The organism is Tenacibaculum sp. TC6 (assembly GCF_050606265.1).
In the GTDB taxonomy this organism is placed as follows: domain Bacteria; phylum Bacteroidota; class Bacteroidia; order Flavobacteriales; family Flavobacteriaceae; genus Polaribacter.
In genome coordinates, this window is sequence record NZ_JBOCUK010000011.1 from 65,776 (window position 1) to 89,326 (window position 23,551).

At 31.3% G+C, this 23,551-nt stretch carries 20 protein-coding genes; 12 read left to right on the forward strand and 8 right to left on the reverse strand.

The annotated features are described in order from the left end of the window. Positions 1–113 precede the first annotated feature (113 nt). Entirely contained in the window at positions 114–572 is a 459-nt protein-coding gene (locus ACQY1Q_RS08300) for an LNS2 domain-containing protein (protein WP_431004836.1), read from the forward strand. Between the two features lie 85 nt (positions 573–657). Here the strand turns inward: ACQY1Q_RS08300 and ACQY1Q_RS08305 are convergent, their stop codons facing one another. Next, a complete protein-coding gene (locus ACQY1Q_RS08305; RefSeq protein ID WP_431004837.1) occupies positions 658–2,157 on the reverse strand; it encodes a hypothetical protein in 1,500 nt (499 codons plus the stop codon). Positions 2,158–3,135: 978 nt separating this feature from the next. Between ACQY1Q_RS08305 and ACQY1Q_RS08310 the strand changes: the two genes are divergently transcribed. From ACQY1Q_RS08310 to ACQY1Q_RS08335, 6 genes are all read left to right on the forward strand, one after another. Beyond that, positions 3,136–3,822 carry a hypothetical protein gene (locus ACQY1Q_RS08310; RefSeq protein WP_431004838.1) on the forward strand — a complete coding sequence of 229 codons (687 nt, stop codon included), beginning with the start codon at positions 3,136–3,138 and terminating at the stop codon, positions 3,820–3,822. Next, positions 3,807–5,198 carry an RtcB family protein gene (locus tag ACQY1Q_RS08315; protein WP_431004839.1) on the forward strand — a complete coding sequence of 464 codons (1,392 nt, stop codon included), beginning with the start codon at positions 3,807–3,809 and terminating at the stop codon, positions 5,196–5,198. Before ACQY1Q_RS08310 ends, ACQY1Q_RS08315 begins: the two co-directional genes overlap by 16 nt. A gap of 129 nt (positions 5,199–5,327) precedes the next feature. After that, positions 5,328–6,020: a peptide chain release factor H gene (prfH, locus tag ACQY1Q_RS08320; protein ID WP_431004840.1), complete on the forward strand. Its 693-nt coding sequence runs from the start codon at positions 5,328–5,330 to the stop codon at positions 6,018–6,020. Positions 6,021–6,030: 10 nt separating this feature from the next. Then, complete coding sequence (locus ACQY1Q_RS08325) at positions 6,031–6,561, forward strand: hypothetical protein (RefSeq protein WP_431004841.1); 531 nt, start codon at positions 6,031–6,033, stop codon at positions 6,559–6,561. Further along, positions 6,558–6,881 (forward strand): hypothetical protein, encoded by a 324-nt coding sequence (locus tag ACQY1Q_RS08330; RefSeq protein WP_431004842.1) that lies wholly within the window; start codon positions 6,558–6,560, stop codon positions 6,879–6,881. The genes ACQY1Q_RS08325 and ACQY1Q_RS08330 overlap by 4 nt, the downstream gene beginning before the upstream one ends. Before the next feature lie 927 nt (positions 6,882–7,808). Beyond that, complete coding sequence (locus ACQY1Q_RS08335; protein ID WP_431004843.1) at positions 7,809–8,909, forward strand: slipin family protein; 1,101 nt, start codon at positions 7,809–7,811, stop codon at positions 8,907–8,909. A gap of 23 nt (positions 8,910–8,932) precedes the next feature. Here the strand turns inward: ACQY1Q_RS08335 and ACQY1Q_RS08340 are convergent, their stop codons facing one another. Together ACQY1Q_RS08340 and ACQY1Q_RS08345 are read right to left on the reverse strand one after the other, a co-directional pair. Further along, entirely contained in the window at positions 8,933–11,005 is a 2,073-nt protein-coding gene (locus ACQY1Q_RS08340) for a PAS domain S-box protein (RefSeq protein WP_431004844.1), read from the reverse strand. Positions 11,006–11,143: 138 nt separating this feature from the next. Continuing rightward, positions 11,144–13,276, reverse strand: a complete 2,133-nt coding sequence (locus ACQY1Q_RS08345; RefSeq protein ID WP_431004845.1) for a Tex family protein — start codon at positions 13,274–13,276, stop codon at positions 11,144–11,146. 92 nt (positions 13,277–13,368) lie between these two features. On the opposite strand from ACQY1Q_RS08345, the gene ACQY1Q_RS08350 reads away from it, so the two are divergent. Next, positions 13,369–13,989, forward strand: coding sequence for a 2OG-Fe(II) oxygenase (locus tag ACQY1Q_RS08350; RefSeq protein ID WP_431004846.1), 621 nt, complete (start codon positions 13,369–13,371; stop codon positions 13,987–13,989). A gap of 388 nt (positions 13,990–14,377) precedes the next feature. On the opposite strand, the gene ACQY1Q_RS08355 is transcribed toward ACQY1Q_RS08350, so the two are convergent. Genes ACQY1Q_RS08355 through metG form a run of 3 tightly spaced genes read right to left on the reverse strand, consistent with a single transcriptional unit; the run spans position 14,378 to position 18,925 of the window. Further along, positions 14,378–15,955, reverse strand: a complete 1,578-nt coding sequence (locus ACQY1Q_RS08355) for a hypothetical protein (RefSeq protein ID WP_431004847.1) — start codon at positions 15,953–15,955, stop codon at positions 14,378–14,380. A 19-nt stretch (positions 15,956–15,974) separates the two neighbouring features. Next, positions 15,975–16,877: a histone deacetylase family protein gene (locus ACQY1Q_RS08360; RefSeq protein WP_431004848.1), complete on the reverse strand. Its 903-nt coding sequence runs from the start codon at positions 16,875–16,877 to the stop codon at positions 15,975–15,977. Then, complete coding sequence (gene metG / locus ACQY1Q_RS08365; RefSeq protein ID WP_431004849.1) at positions 16,871–18,925, reverse strand: methionine--tRNA ligase; 2,055 nt, start codon at positions 18,923–18,925, stop codon at positions 16,871–16,873. Before metG ends, ACQY1Q_RS08360 begins: the two co-directional genes overlap by 7 nt. 164 nt (positions 18,926–19,089) lie before the next feature. On the opposite strand from metG, the gene ACQY1Q_RS08370 reads away from it, so the two are divergent. From ACQY1Q_RS08370 to ACQY1Q_RS08380, 3 genes are read left to right on the forward strand one after another with little or no spacing between them, the layout of a single operon-like run. Beyond that, a complete protein-coding gene (locus ACQY1Q_RS08370) occupies positions 19,090–19,533 on the forward strand; it encodes a GNAT family N-acetyltransferase (protein WP_431004850.1) in 444 nt (147 codons plus the stop codon). 3 nt (positions 19,534–19,536) lie between these two features. Continuing rightward, a complete protein-coding gene (locus ACQY1Q_RS08375; protein WP_431004851.1) occupies positions 19,537–20,523 on the forward strand; it encodes a S66 peptidase family protein in 987 nt (328 codons plus the stop codon). A gap of 43 nt (positions 20,524–20,566) precedes the next feature. Next, positions 20,567–20,926 (forward strand): YraN family protein, encoded by a 360-nt coding sequence (locus ACQY1Q_RS08380; RefSeq protein WP_431004852.1) that lies wholly within the window; start codon positions 20,567–20,569, stop codon positions 20,924–20,926. Positions 20,927–20,967: 41 nt separating this feature from the next. Here ACQY1Q_RS08380 and ACQY1Q_RS08385 read toward each other — a convergent pair whose 3' ends face one another. Beyond that, entirely contained in the window at positions 20,968–22,335 is a 1,368-nt protein-coding gene (locus tag ACQY1Q_RS08385) for a TlpA family protein disulfide reductase (protein WP_431004853.1), read from the reverse strand. A 207-nt stretch (positions 22,336–22,542) separates the two neighbouring features. Continuing rightward, positions 22,543–22,896: a hypothetical protein gene (locus ACQY1Q_RS08390; protein ID WP_431004854.1), complete on the reverse strand. Its 354-nt coding sequence runs from the start codon at positions 22,894–22,896 to the stop codon at positions 22,543–22,545. 101 nt (positions 22,897–22,997) lie between these two features. On the opposite strand from ACQY1Q_RS08390, the gene ACQY1Q_RS08395 reads away from it, so the two are divergent. Next, complete coding sequence (locus ACQY1Q_RS08395) at positions 22,998–23,525, forward strand: CvpA family protein (protein ID WP_431004855.1); 528 nt, start codon at positions 22,998–23,000, stop codon at positions 23,523–23,525. Positions 23,526–23,551 lie beyond the last annotated feature (26 nt).

The following is a 23,551-nucleotide window of genomic DNA, read 5'->3' on the forward strand; positions in this document are numbered from 1 at the left end:
GCAAAAACATTGCGTAAATATGAGTAATATTTGCAGAGTAATTACAAAATATGCCGAAAAAAGTGGGAGAATTGTAAGAAAAGGAAGTAAAAAATAATTTTAAAAGAATAATAATGATGAATACAATAAAAAATACAATAAGAAAACAGGACGAATTTTTACCAAAAGCAATAATTTGTGATTTAGATGGAACCTTAGCTTTAATTCACAATAGAAGTCCTTTTGATGGAAGTAAATGTGCACAAGATTTACCCAATAAACCTGTTGTTAATTTGGTGAAAAATTATAAAAAACTAGGCTATAAAATATTGTTTTTATCAGGAAGGAATATAAAATACAAAGAACAAACAAAATCTTGGTTAAATAAATTTAATATACCATATGATGTTTTATGGATGAGAGAAGAAAATGACAACAGAAAAGATGCTATTGTTAAAGAGGAGTTGTTTACTAAAAACATTGAAGATAAGTTTTATATTGAGTTTGTATTAGACGATAGAGATCAAGTAGTTGATTTATGGAGAAAGAAATTAAAACTACCTTGTTTTCAAGTTTTTTATGGAGATTTTTAATCGCTAAATTATATCTAAAAATAGAAGGTGAAAGCTTTATAAAAAAGACTCCTTAAAATATTAAATTTAAGGAGTCTTTTTTAAGTTATTCTAAAATCATAAATCGTTTTTTTGATTTGTTAGAACTCATCATTATAAATTTATTACCATCATAAGTTCCAAAGAAAGGAAAATAAAACTCTTTATTTTTATTGTCTTGAATTTTGTTATAAGAAACATCTCCGTTTGAGGAATATTCAATGTCATATAAAGAAGTAGATTCAAACCAACCTCTGGATACTTTTATTCTACCATCATTTTTTTTAGTTAAGTTTTTACCGGAATTTAAAATAATATGGAGTTGATCATCTTTTAGAAAAGCATTATAAGAAGGTGAAGTAGCTCTCTTAAAAATACTTCTTCCCCAAGCTAACTTGCCATCAGGTGTGTTTTTTAAAATTAGAATATCATCATAATGGTAAGTAGTCGTCCAATACCCTCCCATGTTTCCATTATTTACATAAGTACTGGTAATATAAAACTCCTCAGCAATTATATATGTATTTCCATTGTTGTCTGTTAAAACATGATCAATTTCGAAATTTCTAAGCTCTTTTTTCTTTTTACTTTTTCTGTCTCCGGTTCTATAACCATATAAATCTTCATAAACCTGTTTTGTTAAGCTCTGTTTATGTTTTGTTTTTAAGTTAAAGTTTTGGGTGTCAATTAAAAAACTACAAGAACCTTTAACCCTGTCAACATTTAACTCAGAATAAAAACCTATTAATTGTAATTGGTTGTCTAACGGAACAATACGTAAAGATTGAATATGTTCTTCTTTTTCTAAATTAAGTGCTAATTCTGTATTTTTTTCTTTGGAAATTTTATTGAGAACGAATTGATAGTTAGCCTCTCCTTTTGTGTTTTTATTAAAATTTCCTTTAATAAATAATTTACCTAAAGAATAAACATTAGCGCTGTTATCGATATATAAATCATTGTGCTCAAAAGAACGTTCTTCACTTTCTTGATAAGAATGTTTATAAATCAATTCATTTGTTTTAGCACTAAAAACTCGAATAGTATAAGAGTTCTTATTCTTTGTAATATTGTCTGTCGCTATGGCTAAATATTCATTGTTTGGAGATAGTGCAAAACTTGTGTTATGATTTTTTCTTGAACCAAATAAATCCTGTTTTTTTTCTACAGTTGTTTCAAAAATGGTCGTTTTATTATAGGAATTTGTAGTTAAATCTACTGTATGGCAATATACAATTCGTTCATCTTTTTTAGGAGCAAAAACAGTAAATAGTTTTAACTTATTATTATAAAATAACTCTCCAACAAAAATCTCTTTTCTGCTAACCTTAATATCTTGAGAAAAAGTTTTGTTGAAATCAGCATCAAAAACATCAAAAAGAAACTTTTTTTTACCACTTCTTGCAATCACGGTTTTTCCTTCAGCCGCAGAGTACATTGTTATAATATTATAAGAAGTTAAATAGTCTTTAAATACGTTACTTTCTGTTACTTTTAATTGAGTAGGAGATTGTGCAAAAACAAAATTTGACATTACAAGAACGCAGAGAGCGAATAATTTTTTCATAGTAATTTAGTTATATTAATTTTTATTAGTGAAAAATCTATTTAAAAAATAAGAAATAATTTTTAGACATTATTAATGAGCAATCTTTCATTAAGGTCTTCTTAAAAACTTTCAAATAAATTTTGCGAGGCAAATGTAAATAACTTCGATTGATTATAAATAAATAACTGTAAAATTATAAATCTGACATTAGTCAAAATAATATATGATTTTAATTTTAGCTGACTGTTGGCGTATTATTTTTTGAATATGTTGAAGTAAAACATCATGAAAACTAATGAAGAATATCTTAAAAATAATTCTAAATTAGGAGTAAAACAAATAATTTCAGACAATTATTACATAAAGTTCTATTTAAAAAGCACATATTTGCAGCAGAAAATAATACTAAAACAAAAATTTATACCTAATGATACAATTAAAATTCACATATCAGGACGCAAAAGTGTTAGGCTGTGAGGTATTTTTTAGGTAGAAATTCACAAAATAAAAGCAAAAAGGAGCGTCCAAATTTTTTTGGACGCTTTTTTTGTGAAAAAATTTTAAAAACAATTACACAAATTGAACAGTGAACTAAAAAATCTACATAGCAAAGTATCAATAAATTAATAAATCTGCATATGGCGGACAGGATTTTTATTATTTTTATTTCAAGTTAATTAACTGATAATCAATAAAATAAATTAAATTTTTGTTTGTGTAATTGAAAAAAAACCTACATATTTGCACCGCAATAATGCAGTAACCTATTAAACGAAGTAAAAATGTTTGAAGCAATAAAAAACAACTATAGCTGTCAAATAGATCTAGGATCTAAAAAACAGTTGCTTCGTGATTACTTTTTCATATAAATAATACATTTAACATATATGCAAAGTAATCCGAAGCCCTAAACGTTTCGGATTTTTTATGCATACACTTCACTTGAGAAGTATTGATTAAAACTCCGAATCAGGTATTAATCAATAAACAATTTTTTTGAAACCAGAACATCTTAAGTCTATAAGACAAAAAGAGGTACGTCGTATTCTGAAAAGACAATATGAAATTTATGCAGAGCTAAGAAACCTTGGATATCGAAAATTAGAAAAACCTATTCGTCATGGTTGGTTTAAAGAAATAGAAATTACTCAAAGTATTGAACGCTACAAAAATAAAGAAGCTATAGAAGAGCTTTTCAAAGTGGTTGAAAATATGTTTTGGGGGAGAACCAAAGAACTGGCTAATAAAAAATGGGATGCTCATGTATCTGAACATTTGATTTACAAGAATTTTCCCACAATAAGTAAAAGAGTATTCAAGAAATTAAGTGAATCTGCAAAAGCCATGTGTACTTCGTTCTATTATCAAGACGGAAGAAGAAAGCTTAAGTTTCGATTTTATATAAGAATTCCTAAAGGAGTATATAAAATTAAGTATACCAAAGCTTATATAACACATGCTAAAAAAATTGATCCCGTATTGTTAAGTGAAGTTGCTCTATTGAATAACAGGCTTTTAAAAAATGGATATTACGAAGCTAAAAAGAAGATAGAGAATTATAAGTATTACGATGACACCGAATTTAGAAGGCAACGAAGAAAGATAAAATGTCAATTACATATGTATACTAAACATACAATTGACCAACTTTTAAAAGAAGACCTATCATGGGAAAAAAATTAAAAGGGAAAGACCTTATTAATATAGGGTTTCCACAAAATAATAGTATCAATATTGCTTTAGGGCAAATACACAGATATCGTAAAAAAGAGAAAAAAGAGCGCATTTTAGAAGAAGCTAAAGAAGTACTACAAAACCCTGAAAAGTTTCAAGGAAATGCCATTTGGGGAAAAGTAGTGGAAGGATTGATAAAACCAGTTGAGGTACAAATGCACAAGTTAAGAAACACACGTGCTCCGTTTAGTATTTATGGTGAAAATGAAATAGATGAACAGGCAAAATTTCAATTATATGATGCTTTGAAATTACCCATAGCCACTGCCGGAGCTTTAATGCCGGATGCACATGCAGGTTATGGATTACCCATTGGAGGAGTTTTAGCAACAGACAATGCTGTAATTCCGTATGGAGTAGGATTAGATATTGGTTGCCGTATGAGTTTAAGTATTTATCCAATGAAAGCGAGCTATATAAAAGGTAAGCAACACCAGTTGGAAAATATACTAAAAGAACATACCAAGTTTGGAATGTACGAAACACATCGTCAAAAGCATGATCATGAATTGTTTGAACGACCGGAATTTGAAGAAATTCCCTTGCTTAAAAAGTTAAAAATGCAAGCCTATAATCAGTTAGGAACTTCTGGAAGCGGTAATCATTTTGTAGAGTTCGGGGTTGTTCAAATTACAGATGAGCATAATGAATTTAAGGTGCCCGTAGGTGAGTATGTTGGATTGTTAACGCATAGCGGAAGCAGAGCTTTAGGAGCTAATATAGCTAAACATTATAGCTATTTAGCAGGTAAGCAATGTCCATTGCCTAAAAATGTTCAACATTTAGCGTGGTTAGATTTGAACACGCATGACGGACAAGAATACTGGTTAGCCATGAACTTAGCCGGAGATTATGCCAAGGCATGTCACGATAATATTCATGCTCGTATAAGCAAGTTGTTAGGATGTAAAGCTATCGTAAACATAGAAAATCACCACAATTTTGCTTGGAAAGAAGTGGTAAACGGTCAAGAACAAATTGTACATCGTAAAGGAGCAACGCCTGCAGCCAAAAATCAGTTAGGTATTATTCCGGGTTCTATGACAGCACCGGGGTTTATTGTCCGAGGCTTAGGAAATCAGGAAAGTTTGCAATCTGCTTCGCACGGGGCTGGAAGAAAACATTCCCGAAGAAAATGTAAGGAAAAATTTACGAAAAGTGATATCAAACATCAATTACAAATGCATGAGGTTACCTTACTGGGCGGAGGTGTTGATGAAGCTCCTATGGCGTATAAAAACATTAAAAAAGTAATGGCTAATCAGCAAGAATTAGTAGAAGTTTTAGGAATGTTCACTCCTAAAATTGTGAGAATGGATAAATAAATAAAAAGTATTTGTTGGGCGTTCCCCCGTTGGGTCGGGCTTTCGGTAGTCGCTCTCTCTGAGGAGCTCCAACAAATACCTCAATCCCTAACGCAATTAATAAATTAGGGAATATAAAGTAAAATTAAAATGGATACCAAATTAATACAATTTACAGCGGCCAAAGGCCCGGCAGAATGTGCGTGGGTTGTAGCCAAAGTATTAAAAATATTTATACAAGAAGTACAAAAACAACAATGTTTGTATGAAATTGTTCAAAAGGAAAACGGAACAGAAAATGGCACAGTGCAATCAGTATTAATCCGACTGGAAGGTTTAAAACTAGAGACTTTTTTACAAAATTGGTTAGGAACTATTCAGTGGTTAGGAACTTCTACATTCAGAAAATACCATAAACGAAAAAATTGGTTTATTGGTTGTTTTGAGATAACCGATGTAAAAGAACAGAAGTTAAAAGAAGCAGATATTGAATTCCAAGCGATCAGAAGTTCCGGACCAGGCGGACAGCATGTAAACAAAGTAAGTTCGGCTATAAGAGCAAAACACATACCTACGAGAATACAGGTGTTGGTGAGTGAAAGTCGTTCACAACATCAAAATAAAAAAATAGCTGTAGAACGCTTAAAAGAGAAAATAGCAGAGCAATATTTAGAGCAGCTTAAGAATACGGAAAAAACGCATTGGGAAAACCACTTGAGTTTGCAAAGAGGAAATCCGGTTAGAATATTTGAAGGAACAGATTTCAAACAACAAAAAGAGAATAAATCGTATAAAACAAAACGAAATCAGTTAAAAAACGATTTACGAAAACAACTTGATTAAAAAATTAACAATGGCAACATTAGTAAACAATTATATATTCAAGGCACTAGATGCATATCCTTATGAACTAGAAGAAGCAGTTGAAGCATTAAACTATGCTTTGGCCTATGATGAAAAAAACTGTACGGCTTTACTGTTATTAGGAAGAATACATGCAGAAGTTTTAAAAGAATATGAAAAAGCTAAAAGTATATATGCTGAGGCATTGGTTCATAATATGAATGCTTTTGAAGTATATCCACACTATATTAAAGTACTAATATGGAATGAAGATTATGAAGAAGCCGGAAAGCTTATAGAATTCGCATTAACAATAAAAGGAGCTGATAAGGCTGCTATATATGTAGCTAAAGCACAATTATTTGAGCAAGAGAAGAAGTATAAAGAAGCACTAAAAAGTTTAAAACAAGCTAAAATACATACCTACAATAATGATTATATGTATGATGTAGAAAGAGAAGAAGAACGAATAAGGGGAAAGATGCCTAAAAAGAAGAGGAAAAAAGAAACGAAGAATAACCATAAAAAGAAAAAGTCATGAGACAAGAAATTTTAAACAGATTTTTACAAGGAACAGACCACACAGGAAGATTTATTGTAACCTCTAAAGTTACTGGAATAACATATTATGTTGAACCTATTGACAATGGAAAACCGGATAAATTGTGGGGAGATGTAGATCCGGCAACCAAAAAATTAACCGGAGATTATGGTAATGTGCGCAGAGGAGCGGTAAAAGAATCAGAATCGTTAATTACAGAAGAAAACGGTTTTATAAACATACGTGTTTTTAAAGGAAGCCCTCTTGCTGAAATAGATAGAAGAGATAAAGAGTATGAATTGGACCGTAAAAAAGCATAATATCAATAAGGTGATAAGTGATAAATTATTACTGATTAATTCAGAAATAAAATAAAAATGAAGAAAAAGTAAAAATAATTTTAATACGCAAAAACAATGCGTAGTAAGCTGAAATATTTGCAGTGTAATTGAAAAAGAACACCGTAAAAGTGGGAAGATTGCAAAGAAAAAGAACTATAACCCGTAAGTTATAGTAACAAAGAAAAAGTTTATATAATATAAAAATATCAAGCAAGTCTTGTTGCGTGTTTCTGTATAGCACCATTGTATAAAACCTTGCAGTAATGTATAAGTGTTTTATGTGCAACTTGACTTGAAGGTTTTGATTGTTAGCCAAAAAATAATCATTGTTCTATATACGCAGGTTCGAATCCTGTCAAGGCTTCAAGAAGGAAGCTTTGTAGCTTAGTCAGGTAAAGCAATAGATAGAGTTCGTGGGTTCGAATCCCACTCCTGAAATTCAGGATGGCAGAGCGGTTGAATGCGAAGGACTAAGAATCCTTTAACTCGCAGACCTTTCACGTCTGTATTTTTTGCACAGGTTCGATTCCTGTCGGAGCCACCAAAAAATAGGCTTCGTAGCTCAGTTGGTTAGAGCACTACGCTCATAACGTAGGTTTTTTTAGTAAGCTCATTATCTTATAAAACTAATGGTAAAAGTAACGAGTGTTTCATGAGTTTTTTAATAAACACTTATTAAAATACCTTGAAATGGTAAATGGAAGTAAGCAATACGTTTGATGTTAACAGGTCAATTATTATGTAGAATTAGAGAGTAATGATCCATCTGATAACTAATAACGGTAACTATACAAACACTTAGTATTTCCGTATGTTAATAGGCATGAACATTCAATACTTTTATAAAGTAAAAGAGTTCAATTTTAAAAATTGATATAAAAGAAGTATAATTAAAAATTAAAAACAATGAAAAGGGTAAGAATTAACCAAGGAAATGTAGGATTGGTTTTTAAAAATGGTGATTATGTAAAAGTAATTACACAAGGAGCTTATTGGTTAGGGTTTAATCAAGAAGTAAAAATATATGATGTAACCAAAGATTTTTATACTTCTATAGCATTAGAAATTTTGTTAGTTGATGAGGTATTAGCAGCAATGTTAGAAGTTGTAGAAGTAAAAGATGCTGAGTTGGCGTTGGTATATGAAAACGGAAACTTTAAAAGAGTATTGTACGCAGGACGTTATGTGTTTTGGAAAGGATTGATGGCTAGAAAAGTTACTATAGTTGATACAAGTTCAATTGAAATAGGTAAGGATTTTGATACAACGTTGTACGCAAATTATGAAGTAAATAAAAATATTAGAACTTTTGAAGTAGCTGCTTATGAAAAAGCCGTACTATTAGTAAATGATGTATATACAAAAACTTTGACAGGAGGAGTATATAGATATTGGAAAAATGATACCACCATTAAAATTGCAAAAGTAGATATGCGTCAGTTACAATTGGAAATTGCCGGGCAAGAATTGTTAACTAAAGATAAGGCAACCATTAGAATTAATTTTTATACACAGTATAAAGTTATCAATATAGAGAAAGCCTTGTTAGAAAATAAGGAATATGAGAAGCAATTATATATTGCCATGCAATTAATTTTAAGAACATATATTGGAGGCTATACCTTAGATGAATTGCTAGAAAGAAAAGAAGATATTGCTAAAGAAGTTTTTAATGAGGTGAAGGAAAAAGCTGATGCTTTAGGAGTAAAAGTGATTAACTGCGGAATTAGAGATGTTATTTTAACCGGAGACATGAAAGAAATTATGAATCAGGTATTAGTAGCACAAAAGAAAGCACAGGCAAATATTATTACCAGACGAGAAGAAACAGCATCTACCAGAAGTTTATTAAATACGGCTAAATTAATGGAAGACAATGAAATGTTGTTTAAATTAAAGGAAATGGAATATGTAGAAAAAATTGCCGATAAAATTGGTGAAATTACAGTGTCAGGAAATGGTAATGTAATTAAGCAGTTAAAAGAAATTTTTACAACAAATAAATAAAGCTCCCTTAGGGGGCTTTTGTTTTACTTGGGTAAGGTAAAATAAAAAGTAGTTCCTACATTTTCTTTAGAGGTAAGCCATATCTTACCCTCATACATATCTACAATTTTTTTTACAATAGACAGTCCAACACCGGTAGAAGCATCATTATTACCCCCTAAAGTTTGAAAAATTTCAAATATTTTCTGATGGTATTTTTCCGGAATACCCATCCCGTTATCTTCAATACTAAATTCCCAAAAATTCTCTTTTTCTATACATCTAATGGTAATAGTACCTTTTTCTTTATCTATATATTTAATAGCATTACTTATCAGGTTTTGAAACAGTTGATGTAATCTGAATTTATCAACATTTAGCTCAGGAAGTTGGTCTAAAATATGAATGGTAATATGAGTAGGAATATAAATAGTATCTATTAAATCTTTCACTAATTCATGGAGATCTATTCTTCGTTTACTTGAATTTACCTGATCAATACTGGCATATTTTAATATTCCATTAATCAGATGATCCATTTTGTCAATTTTTTTGAGCAGTAATTGAATATTTTCTTCAATTACTTTATTAGGAGACTTTGCATTTTCTTCCTGAATCCAATTAACTAAAGCATCCATACTTCGCAAAGGAGACTTTAAATCATGGGAAACTACATGTGCAAAATCTTTAAGCTCTTTATTACTTTGTCGTAAATTTTTTAATAAGGCTTTATTTTTTTTATCAGCTTTTACTAATAATTGCAAGTTTAAAGCATTTTTTAATTGAGTGGCCGCAAGGTTAGCTATAATTTTAAGTGTTCTTAAATGATGGTCTGTAAAAAAGTTTTTGTTAGAATGTTTAGAATAAATAATACCAATTACTTCATTACTAGCAATAATAGGAATTAAAATTTCGGATAAATAAGCATCATTTTTCAGGTATCTGCTGTCTTTTGAAATATCATCTATAATTTCAGATTTTCCGGTTTCAATTAAATGGTTGGCAACTGTTTCATTAATAGTTATAACCTCTTTTTTGTTCTCTTTATAAGAGGCTATTTGCTGTAATTTATCCGTTTTATAATTGATGAGGTAAAGCGAGCAATTTTCAAAATTTAAAAGATTAGCCGAGTTAGCTGTTATTTCCCAAGCGATATCATTAATGTTCGTTTTTCCTAAAATAGAAGACATTAATCGGTTAAGTGCTTTTAATAAAGACTGATTATGGAGTTCTTCAGTAATATCTTCAATAAGAGCTACCTGATAGTCAATATTTTTATGGTTTGTTTTAATTCCGGACACATTAGTTTTAGCCCAAATTATTTTACCGTGTTTAGTACGATATCTTTTAATAATTGAAAATTGATTTATTTTACCCTTATCAAGTTTTTGCATGTACTTATAAGACCTTTTCCTATCTTCTTTTAAAGATAAATCAGCAACTGTAAGTAAAAGCAACTCTTCTTCTGTGTAATTCAATAAATTCTGAAAGGCAGTATTACTTTTTAATATTTTACCGTTTTTAGTTAATACAATTCCTAAAGAAGAATTTTCAACAATTACATCCAGTTGATTTTTTTGTTCATTAAAAACTTGCTGTTGCTTTTTTTGATTTGTAATATCTCTAATAATACCTTGAGCAAGTGTAGGGTTACCATCGGTATCATATATGACATTGCAATTGATATCAACCCATTTAAGCTCTTTTTGTTTGTTAAAAAGGCGCGCCTGAAAATTTCTGAAGCTTCCTTTTTCCAGGAATTTTTGAAAAGCATCTCTAGTATATTCAACATCATCTTCATGAACAGTAGTCATTACATTAAAAGGCTCTTCTTTATTATCAACGCCAAAAAAATCAATAGAAGCCTGATTCATTTTTATAACGTTACCATACAAATCCATAAGAATGTACGGATCTATAATGGTTTTAAACAAATTGTTTAGCTCAATTTGTTTTTCATTAACAATTTTTGAAAGACTTAATTTTGTTGCTTCTAATTCTTCATTCTTATACTCTAAATCTAACGACTTTTGCTTTAGAACTTCCTCAGTTTTTTTACGAGCCATCCTTTCATTGGCAAGTGATTCTTCTAAAACTCGTATTTTATTTTCATCCATATTTGAGGGCTTAAATCATACCATGAAAAAATACTTTTAAACATCTTAAAATAAGATGCTGGCATTGAGTTTTTTGTGTGATTAAGTTAACAAAAACTACGCAATTATGCCAGTATCTCTAATGAAAATATTTTTTGTTTAAATATCTTTGAAGTTCATGCTTAGTTGAATGCGCTTTCTAGTAGTATCTACTTCTAATACTTTTACTTGCACGTGTTGATGTAGACTTACATGCTCATTAATATCTTGTACATAAGCATTAGAAAGGTTAGATACATGAACCAATCCACTTTCTTTAATTCCTATATCTACAAAACAACCAAAATTGGTAATGTTATTCACAATACCCGGAAGAACCATACCGATTTTTACATCATCAATAGTTTTAATATGCTCATTAAAACTAAATGCTTTAGCAGTTGAGCGAGGGTCTAATCCTGGTTTTTCTAGCTCTTTTACAATATCTTGTAGGGTAGGTAATCCATAAGAATCAGTTACATATTGTTGAAGTCTGATTTGTTTTAGTATTGACGTATTTCCTATTAAATCATCTACTTTTTTACCTGCATCTTTAGCCATTTGTTTTACTAAATCGTATCGTTCAGGATGTACGGCAGAGTTATCTAACGGATTACTCCCGTTTTTAATACGTAAAAATCCGGCAGATTGTTCAAAAGCTTTCCCTCCTAAACGAGGTACTTTTTTAATGGCGGTTCTGTTAGAAAAAGGACCGTTTTCATTTCGGTAACTAACAATGTTTTCCGCTAATTTAGGACCAATGCCCGACACATAACTTAATAGAGATGCACTGGCGGTATTAATATTTACTCCTACTTTATTTACGCAGTGTTCTACTACGGTATCTAAAGATTGTTTTAATTTAGATTGATCTACATCATGCTGATATTGCCCAACACCAATAGATTTAGCATCTATCTTTACCAATTCTGCTAACGGGTCAGCTAACCTACGACCGATTGAAACAGCACCTCTAACGGTGACATCATAATCAGGAAATTCATCACGAGCAATTTTAGAAGCCGAATAAATAGAAGCACCGGCCTCACTTACTACAAAAACTTCAACAGGAGTACTAAACGAAGTTTTTTTAACTAATTGTTCAGTCTCTCTAGAGGCAGTTCCGTTACCAATAGAAATAGCTTCTATTTGATATTTTTTTACTAAATGCTCTAAGGTATAAGAAGCTTCAGAAGATTTGTTTTGCGGAGCATGAGGAAAAATGGTTTCATAATGCAAAACATCTCCCTGCGCATTTAAACAAACCACTTTACAACCCGTTCTGTAGCCAGGATCAATAGCTAAGATTCGTTTTTCACCTAAGGGAGAGCCTAGTAAAAGTTGTTGTAGGTTTTTGGCAAATACTTTAATGGCTGCCTCATCTGCTTTTTCTTTAGCACTGTTCATTGCTTCCGTAGTTAATGACGGAAGTAATAAACGTTTATAAGCATCATCAATAGCTAATTGAATTTCTACCCCACATTCATTATTTGCTTTGATGATTTTAGTGTCTATTTTTTGTAGTACACTATCTTCATCAATTTCTATTTTTATTCGAATAAATCCTTCTTTTTCTGCACGTAAAATGGCTAGCATTCTATGAGAAGGAATACGATTTAAATTTTCAGACCAATCAAAATAATCTTTGTATTTCTGAGCGTCATCAGCATCTTTTTTGTCTTTAATAACTTTGGTGTTAATGGTTGAAAAGCGTTCGAGTTCTCTTCGGATTAAATTACGTACATCACTACGTTCATTAATCCATTCAGCAATAATATGACGAGCTCCTTCCAGAGCATCTTCAACTGATGGAACATTAGTGTTAGTATATTTTTGAGCCACAAAATCTAAATCGTCAGAACGTTGACTCATAATAATTTTAGCCAAAGGTTCTAAACCATTTTTACGAGCCGTTTCTGCCTTGGTTTTACGCTTTTTCTTATAAGGTAGATATATATCTTCAAGTTGAGTAAGTGTAGTAGCTTTTTCTAATATAGTTTGCAGCTCATTTGTTAAGGCATCTTGTTCTTCAATGGCTTTTATAATAGTCGCCTTTCTTTTTTCAAGAGCCTCAAACTGATCTTTTAATTGCAAAATTTCACCTATTTGCACTTCATCTAAGTTTCCTGTTTTTTCTTTTCGGTAACGTGCAATAAACGGAACGGTACAATCTTCATTTAACAGTTCAATTGTGTTTTCAATTGATGTGGAAGATAGGTTGGTGTGAGATTGTATATAGACTAATATATTCATAAAATAAAACAAAGATAAATTTTTAATTGGGGGTGTACAATCTATATGTTTTTCAATTACCTTTCGCGGTTGGTCTAATAGTAAATTTATTAATGCAAACAATTGTAAATGAATTACATGAACAACAGTATGAACGATTGATTACTGGTTTAATATCCAATGAATTTGGAATTTGCGACAACTTTTTTTCTGCCGATATTATTGAGGAACTTCGGAAAAATTTACTGAACAACTATGAAGAGGGTATTATGTACAGAGCAGGAATAGGAAAAGATTCAGAATATACGAAAGACAAAGAAATAAGAAGAGATGTTATTTGTTGGATAGATGAAAAATCTGAGAATGTAACAGAGAGGCTTTTTATTCAAAAAATGAACGAGTTTGTAGAGTATCTCAACAAAACATGTTATACCAGTATTAATGCTTTTGAATTTCATTATGCATATTACGATGTTGGGAGTTTTTATAAACGACACGTAGATCAGTTTAAAAATGATAACGGACGTTTGTTTTCTTTTGTAATGTATTTGAATGATAATTGGCAGTTTAATGATGGAGGAGAGTTGGTACTATATACTCAACAACAAACAGAAATTATTTTACCAATAGGAGGAAGAGTTGCTTTTTTTAAAAGCGATGTAATCGAACATGAGGTAAAAGTAGCTTTAACCAAACCGCGTTTAAGTATTGTTGGGTGGATGAAAAATGTGTAATAAAGAGGTATAGACCTCTTTTTTTATGGGTTGAACTTGTATTAAAACCAGCTGATGATAGTTTTCAAGGAATAGGAATTGGCTAGCTTTGGTTTCTTATCAATTTGTCATAAAGCCGTCTTGTTTAAAATAGGATTGATGTGTACTTGAAAATAAGGTTCTTATTCTTTTATAAGACTCCGTGTATTCGTATCGGAGCGTTCGCATCTTAGACCTCAAATTCCTTGAAACACGTGTGCAACAGCCCTCTGTTCTATTTCAGACCCTGTTGCACGTGTGTAATGCCAATTTTAATGCTTACAGACCCTTGTTGCACGTGTGCATTGGGGTCCTGGAAAGAAAATTGGAGGTGTTTTACAGGCGGGTCTTGTATTTAGGAGATTTCTTTTTAAAAGCTAACAAAGTGGTATGTCTTTGTTGGGGCAATAAAGTAGCCTAACATAATTTGGTTATTAATTTTTACCACATCAATGGCTGTTTTTTCGGGGGAAAATTGATCTTTTTCGAAATAAACCCCATCCTCGTTAATTTCAGGAGGCATTAAAAAAGAGGTGATTTCGTCAAATACATTGGTTGGAATGGTGTCTGTTATATAGTTAAAGTCTTTATCTAAAATAGCTTGAGATTGAATAGATTTAGTGGTGAAATAGCTGCTAAAAGAGTTGTTGAGATTAGAAAAACTTATTTGGAAATTCCCCTGCTTAGAAGAAACAGCATGAGAGAGTCCGGAGGCTAGGTAAATGGTAGAAATACCTTTCAAAGCTTGTTTGTGACTTCCTATGGTCATTTGAGAACTATTACTGTTTTTTAAGATTGAAATACCAATATTACTTTGGGTAATTTTTCTTAAAAAGTTATGTGTTCCGGTAATAGTCCTGGTTTCATCAAACGCTCCACCTTTCTGCTTAAAAGAAGTATTTATAAAATCAATTGATTGGTCATTTGCACTTGCCTCAAATTTCTTTACTATTCTTTTCGTTTTTAAATCACGTATATGAATGGATAGACTGTCATTAGAAGAAGCAATTAAGAAAATAAAATGGTCGTTAATAAAAGAATTAGAGGCTTTTAACATAGCCTTTTCTTTAAATAAAGGCTTTTTTATTTTCTGAAGATGATAGCTATTATTCTTTAAGTTTAGTGTGAGTATTTGGGTAAAAAACTTGTTTTTATCTAAAGTAATTATGGCAGAATCACCTGAAATATAAATTTTGTTAAGTTTTGAGGCAAGTTCTATAGAAGTAGGTAATACCACCATCCTTTTGGAAGGGAAAGGTTGTGGCGTGGAGGTAGTAATAAGTGGAGTTTCACTGATTTTTGTTAACTCATATTCAAGATTTTTTATATCTCTAAAATTTGGATTTGAATAGTCTGCTAAGAGTTCTTTAAGAGCTATTTCTTTTTTTTCATTAGCGTAAAATGTTTCTTTACTTATTTTAAAGATAGAATTGTTACAAGGCTTTCCAATACGATAAGTTCGAGCTATGATATTTGAACTTTTGGTATCGTAAAAAAGCAAGTGATTTTCATTAGCAAAAAGGAGGTTTTGAAGAAATAGATGGTTCTTAAAATTATAGGTGTCCTCCTCATAACTAATTTTACCTGATGACAAATTAAAATGAATACTGGCAAATTTAGATTTGGTTTCATTACTTAGTACTAAAGTATAGTTGTCCTTATCATCAAAAAGGTTCCCTACTATATGAACATATCTTTTTTTAAGATTTTCAATTTCTGATTTTGCTTCTACTTCAAGATTTTTGTTTAATAAATAGATATAAGCTCTTTTCTTTTCCATGATAAAAGTTGCCGTTTTACCATTATAATCATTGAAAATAGAAAAGGATCGTAGAATTAAAGACGTGTTTGTTTTTAAATCAAGTTGAAAATTCGCAACTTCTGTTTGAGAAGTAATTTTAGTGATGTTGAATATCCAAAAAAGAATAAATAGCATTTTTTTTAACATGTAACAGGTCGTTTTTGTGTTAGAAATAAATCTCCTGCGCCAAGCGAAAGGTATTAGCATGAGCCTCTACAATAATTTTTAAATCTTTGGAATAGCCGCCACCCATACTGCAAACTACAGGAATACAAGCATCACGACAGGTTTGTAGTACAAAACGATCTCGTTCCTTACAACCTTCTAAAGAAATGTTCAATTTTCCTAATGTATCGCTAGCCAAAATATCTACACCACATTGGTAAAAAACAAGCTCAGGTTGGTGGGTTTTCATAAGTTTAGGTAAAGTACTTTTTAAAAGACTGAGGTATTCTGTGTCCTCAGTTCCGTTTTCTAAAGCAATATCTACATCAGATTGTTCTTTATGAAACGGATAATTTGTTTTTCCGTGCATAGAAAAGGTAAACACGGAAGTGTCCTCTCTAAAAATTTCAGCCGTTCCGTTACCCTGATGTACATCTAAATCTATTATGAGAATTTTGTTAGCCAGTTTTTGTTGCTGAGCATAACGAGCGGCAACCGCTTGGTCATTTAACAAACAAAAGCCCTCGCCGCTATTGGTAAAAGCGTGGTGAGTACCTCCGGCTATGTTCATGGCAATACCATGTTCAAAAGCGTAATGTACCGCTTTCATAGTGCCGTCTGCAATAATCATTTCTCTGGCAACCAATTGCTCTGTTAAAGGAAAACCTATTTTACGTTCCTCTTTTTTAGAAAGGGTAATATTGAGCAAATCAAAAAAATACTCCGGAGTATGAACGCTAAAAAAATGCTTGTTATTAGGAATTTCAGGAGTAAAGAAATTTGCCTCAACACAAGTTCCTTCATGAAGCAATTGTTGAGGCAATAAATCATATTTAAGCATCGGAAACCTGTGGTTGTCAGGTAACGGATGATTGTAGAGTTCGTGATAAGCTATTTTTAGCACACTTGAGATCCGTTGTTAACAGTTCCTTTAGGTTCCATAAATGCTAGTTTACCATCAGGAGTATCTGTCATTAAAATCATTCCTTGGCTTTCTACACCACGAATTTTTCTCGGTGCCAAGTTACATAAAACAGTTACTTGTTGCCCTATAATATCTTCTGGTTTAAAGCTTTCTGCAATACCGGAAACAATGGTACGAACATCCAGACCAACATCTATTTTAAGCTTTAATAATTTTTTAGCTTTCGCTACTTTTTCAGCTTCAATAATAGTACCCACTCTTATGTCCATTTTAGAAAAGTCGTCAAACTCAATAGTCTCTTTTTGAGGTTCTACTACTTTGTTTTCTGCTTCATTGGCCTTTTTAGTGGCTTCTAACTTATCTAACTGCGTTTGAATGGTAGCGTCTTCAATTTTACTAAATAATAACTCCGCTTTATTTATTTGATGGTTTGAAGCTAAAAGAACCTCTTTTTCAGCAATATCATTCCATGTTAATGAAGTGTCAATAGCTAAAATTGATTGTAATTTAGAGGCTGTAAAAGGTAAAAAAGGTTCAGATAAAACCGCTAATCCTGCAGCAATTTGTATAGCTACGTTCATAATGGTTTTTACACGCTCTTCATCTTCTTTAATAACTTTCCAAGGCTCTTCATCTGCTAAATACTTGTTTCCTAAACGAGCTAAATTCATTAGCTCTTGTGAGGCTTCTCTAAAACGATAACGTTCAATAGATTTTGCTATCACATCCGGAAACTGCTTTAATTGTTCTAAGGCATTTTCATCAGCTTCAGAAAATTCACCCGCAGGAGGTACTTGTCCATCGTAATATTTGTTGGTTAAAACGACTACACGATTAATAAAGTTACCAAAAATGGCAACCAATTCGTTGTTGTTTTTAGCCTGAAAATCTTTCCATGTAAAATCATTGTCTTTATTTTCAGGAGCATTTGCTGTCAACGTATAACGCAATACATCTTGTTGGTTAGGAAACTCCTCTAAATATTCATGTAACCAAACAGCCCAGTTTTTAGAGGTTGATAGTTTATTACCTTCTAAATTTAAAAACTCGTTTGCCGGTACATTTTCCGGTAAAATATAACTTCCGTGGGCTTTTAACATGGCAGGAAATACGATACAGTGAAATACTATATTATCTTTCCCTATAAAGTGTACTAATTTAGTATCGTCTTTTTTCCAGTAATCTTCCCAGTTTTTACCTTCACGTTCTGCCCATTCTTTGGTAGACGAAATATAACCGATTGGAGCATCAAACCACACATATAATACTTTTCCTTCTGCTCCTTCAACTGGTACCGGAATCCCCCAATCTAAGTCACGGGTAACGGCACGAGGGCGTAACCCGTCATCTATCCATGATTTTACTTGCCCTAGTACATTAGGCTTCCAATCATTTTTATGTCCTTCTAAAATCCATTCTTTTAAAAAGGCTTCATGTTTATCTAAAGGTAAAAACCAATGTTTTGTTTCTTTTAAAGTAGGAACATTTCCGGTAATAGCCGATTTAGGATTGATTAAATCGGTAGCATTATGGCTGGTACCACATTTTTCACACTGATCACCATAACTCTCTTCGTTTCCACATTTAGGACACGTACCAACCACAAAACGATCCGCTAAAAACTGATTTGCCTGTTCGTCATACAATTGTTGCGTAACTTCCTCGATAAATTCACCATCTTCATAAAGTTTTTTAAAGAACTCTGAAGCTGTTTTATGATGAATTTCAGCTGAGGTACGTGAGTAGTTATCAAAAGAAATACCAAAATCTTCAAACGATTTTTTGATAATTCCGTGGTATTTATCAATAATATCTTGTGGAGAAACTCCTTCTTTTTTAGCGCGCATAGGTATAGCTACTCCATGTTCATCTGATCCGCATATATAAGCCACATCTTTACCGGTAGCACGTAAATAACGCGCATAAATATCTCCGGGAACATATACTCCGGCCAAATGACCAATATGAATGGGACCGTTTGTATAAGGTAATGCTGCTGTAATTGTATATCTTTTTGGTGTATTCATGTATCTTACGCTAAAAATTAAAGCGCAAAAGTACAAAAAAGCAGTTTTTCTAAGAGTAGAAATAAATACATTTACTTATTAAGTGGTGTTTATCCATGTACTTTCAAGTGTTTTTTGTACATTTTATTCAACTATTATTTAGTAATTAATGAGATAGTATTTTTATGAGTAGTAAAATTAAGGTTAGGCAAGCTGTTGAAGAGGAGATAAATTGGATTAATAAACAGTATGCAGAGATAGCTTTTAAACCGTCTGAATTTAATAATGAATATATTGTTATTGCTGAAATAGAAGGAAAGAAATGTGGGTTAGGAAGATTGGTGAAAATTAATAAACATCATACGGAACTAGGAGGTATTTACGTTTTTAATTCATATAGAGGGTTAGGGATTGCAGAAGCTATTGTAAGTTTTTTATGTATTAATAATCCATATTCAAATGCCGTTATTTGGTGTTTGCCGTTTGAAAATTTGAAAAACTTTTATGGTAAGTTTGGCTTCATGCAATCATCAATAAAGCCTCCTCAAGAAGTGTTAGCAAAACATGAATGGTGTAATACTGGCGGAATCTATTTAAAAAAAGTACTTTTACTATCTAAACAATCATAAAATATGAGAAAGAAGTTTTATTGTTTACTGCTGATATTTATAGGTTTAAAAGTTAATGGACAAAATTCACATATGAAGTTAATAACTCCACCGTATCTTACTAAAGGTGATACAATAGCTATTGTAGCTCCGGCAGGAATTTTAAAGAATAGAAAAGAGATAATTGATAAAGCGAAAGCTTTAGCTGAAAGTTGGGGACTCAAAGTAGTGTATGGAAAACATTTGTTTAATCAGAATCACCATTTTGCAGGTACTGATGATGAACGTTGTCAAGATTTCCAGGAAGCATTAGATAATCCAAGTGTCAAAGCTATTTGGAGTGCAAGAGGAGGGTATGGTTCTGTGCGAATTTTAGATAAACTGGATTTTACACAATTTAAAAAACATCCTAAATGGATTATAGGTTATTCTGACATTACAGCTTTCCACAATCATATTCATAATTTAGGTATAGAAACACTACACGCTATGATGGGTACCAGCATGCAAGATAAACCGGAAGAAATTGCTGAAACCATTGAAACCTTTAGAAAAGCATTGTTTGGAGAAAACTTATTGTATTCAATACTATCTTCAAAATATAACAGAGAGGGTAAGGTTGAAGGTGAGTTAGTAGGAGGAAACATTGCTATACTTACGTCAATGCTGGGGTCTAATAGTCAAATTTCTATCGCAGGTAAAGTGTTGTTTGTTGAAGAAATAGGCGAATATAAATATTCGATTGATAGAATGTTACAAAGTTTAAAACGAGCAGGTTATTTTGCCAAAGTAAAAGCAGTTGTAGTAGGAGATATGACTAAAATTAAAAAGAATACGACTCCTTGGGGAAGTTCTATTGAACAATTAATTTTAGAAGTGCTTCCTAAAAACATTCCTGTAATGTTTAATTTTCCGGCCGGTCACGAACCTGATAATAGGGCTTTAATTATGGGAAGAGATGTAAAACTGTCTATACAAACTATAGGGAGGTCTACTTTACAATTTAAGTAACTATTTGCTTTATATTAAAAAGCTATGAAATAAAGATGAACCAATGGCACAACATAATGAACTAGGAAAAAAAGGAGAAGAACAAGCTAAAGGATTTTTAGTCCAAAAAGGATATCGAATTCTTGAAACAAATTATCGATATCAAAAAGCCGAGATTGATATCATTGCTCAAAAAGAAGATACGCTTGTAGTTGTTGAGGTTAAAACAAGATCTACAGATTATTATGGAAACCCGGAAGATTTTGTTAATACCAAGAAAATAAAACTATTGGTAGCGGCTGCTCATAAATATATAGAAGAAAGAGATATTGATGTAGAAGTAAGATTTGACATTATAGCAATACTTCAAAAAAATGGAAAGTTATTAATAGAGCATATTGAAGATGCTTTTTTACATTTCTAGTAATAAAAAAGCCAACAGAAATGTTGGCTTTTTGTATTTATTTAATTGTTCTTAAAGTATTTATGCACATCGTCTATTGAATTAGGAATGGCAATAATCTTTTTATTTTGATCTAATACAAAGTAAGTAGGTGTAGCGTCAATTTTATATTTTCTCACTACTTCGTTGTCAAATTTGTAGTCAGGATGTGTTCCAATTGCATTATGCCATCCACCTAACTTCTCTTTAAATTTGTTAAACTCTTCTTCATTTTCTTCTATAGCAAAACTAATTACAGAAGTGTTTGGAAACTCTTTCATGAATTCATGAACTTCAGGAATTTCTCTGGTACAGTGAGGGCATCCGGTACTCCAGAAAATTAAAAGATAATTTTCACCATCACTTAATTCTGATAATTTTAATTCTTCATCACCTTCTTTCCATGAAAAATCCGGAGCTTCTCTACCAACAGACACGCTTAACTGATCTAATTTTTTCTGCTTAAACTCATCATCTTTGTTTGAAAGTTTATCATAATATTCGCTAAATAACCAATCAACTATTTCAGAGTTTCTCTTATCTGTAAAAGAAGTAGCTAAAAACTCAATGATTTCTTTTTTTACCTTTTTATTGGTAATTGCTTTCATTGCTTTTTCAATAGACTCTTTATGTAGTTTTTGTTGAGTAACCTGGTCATCTGAATAATTTAGGTAAAAAACAAAATCGTTTACTTTGTCAATCAAGAAAGAAGAATTGTATAACGCTTCATTGTCAAAATCAACAAACTTAAAGAAGTTGTTAACAGTTTCAGCTACATACTCTTCCATATTATCTATTATACTAGAAGAGTTATAACGTTTAGAAGCCTTAATAAAATTATTAGCTAACATACCTTCAGATTTATTTTCATAATTTTCCTGAAGTTTTTCAAGCTCATCTATTTCCTTTTTATAGGCTTTTTTAACATCTTTAGATGGATTTTTTAAATACTCCATCTGCTGTGCGTTTATTTTATTTTGAAGTTTAGCAACAGCTTCTAAGTATTCACTATATACTTTGTTTTCTCTTGAACTTGTAAAAACAATGGATTGATCCGGATATTTTGGATTGAAAATAAATTCGACATTTTCTTTATTGAAAATAAAATCAACAAATCCGGAACCTTTGTTTCTATATGTTGCTCTGTACACTCCGGGCTCAGCATTGTTAGGTAATTCAAAAGCGAATTTTCCTAAAATTTGAGAATCAGCTCCTACACTTATCGTGTCAAACTTAATAGTAGTGTTTGAAATATACTTTGGCTTTACACCCTGCAATTTGTGAAGCATTACCCAATCTCCTTTTTCAGGAGGAGTCATAGTTCCTTTAATTGAATATTGGGCGTTGGCAATTGATGTTATGAGAACGACTAAACTTAGTAATTTTTTCATCATAAGTGTTTTGATAAAGTTATTATTAAGGGTTTAAAACATGTTGTTTAACATCTTCTTTTCAAGAAGTGTACCAAAGTTGTTATTTCACGTTACTTATGGTTTAAAAAACAACGAAATTACCCAGTAAATATATAACAGTTTATCTGAAAAACAATATATTTTACTTTATAATTGAAACAATTTAATGTGAGTTAAATAAACCCGTTAAAAAAAATCAAGGTTAGAAAAATAGCTAACAATAGCTTCTTTGATAAGTACAGATTGTTCTCCGGGTTTTAAATGAGGAAGCTCATTTATAACTTTATAATGTGGCCAACCATCGTTGTCAAAGTAATCAAATTCGTAGTAACCATATGGTTCTAGGAGTTTACAAATAGCTATATGCATTAGGTTGATTTTTTCATCTTTTTTAAAAGTTTGATAACCTTTACCTAATTCTTGCACACCTATTAAATATAGTATAGCATCAACATCTAACGTATCTCCGTCAGCAAATTGTATAGATAATTTACTTACCAGAGTATCCCATTTTATTTTTAAATCTTCCTTTTTGCTCATTTTATCAAAAAGGCAAAGATACAAATGAGTTACTTATATTTGTGTAAACTTTTATAGGTGTTATAAATTAAATTATTAAGTTTTTAAATTAAATTTAGCCCATGAATACTTTTGATATAATTATTGCTGCTTTACTCTTGTTTGGCTTTGTAAGAGGTTTAATGAAAGGACTTTTTGTTGAGGTGGCTTCTCTTGTAGCCTTAGTTGCAGGAGTATATGGAGCTATACATTTTTCATATTTTATTGGAGATTGGTTAAAAGATAGTGTTAGTTGGAGTGAAAAATATATTTCATTAGCTGCTTTTGCAGGTACTTTTGTAGTAATTATAGTAGTGATAGCTTTGCTAGGAAAAATTTTAACAAAAATTGCAGACTTTGCTGCATTGGGTATTTTGAATAAAATTTTAGGAGGTGTTTTTGGAGCTTTAAAAATAGGCTTAATTTTAAGTGTGCTTTTTATCTTTTTTGGTAAAATGAATAATGTTTTTCCTTTTGTAAGTCAGGAAAGTTTAGAAGAGTCTATACTATATAAGCCGGTAAAAAAAATTGCTCCCACAATATTTCCATCGATTATAAAAGATGAAACAGAGAATAAAAAAGAAGAAACCAAAAAAGAAGAGCAGGTGTAAACCTGCTCTTCTTTTTTGAATTGTAT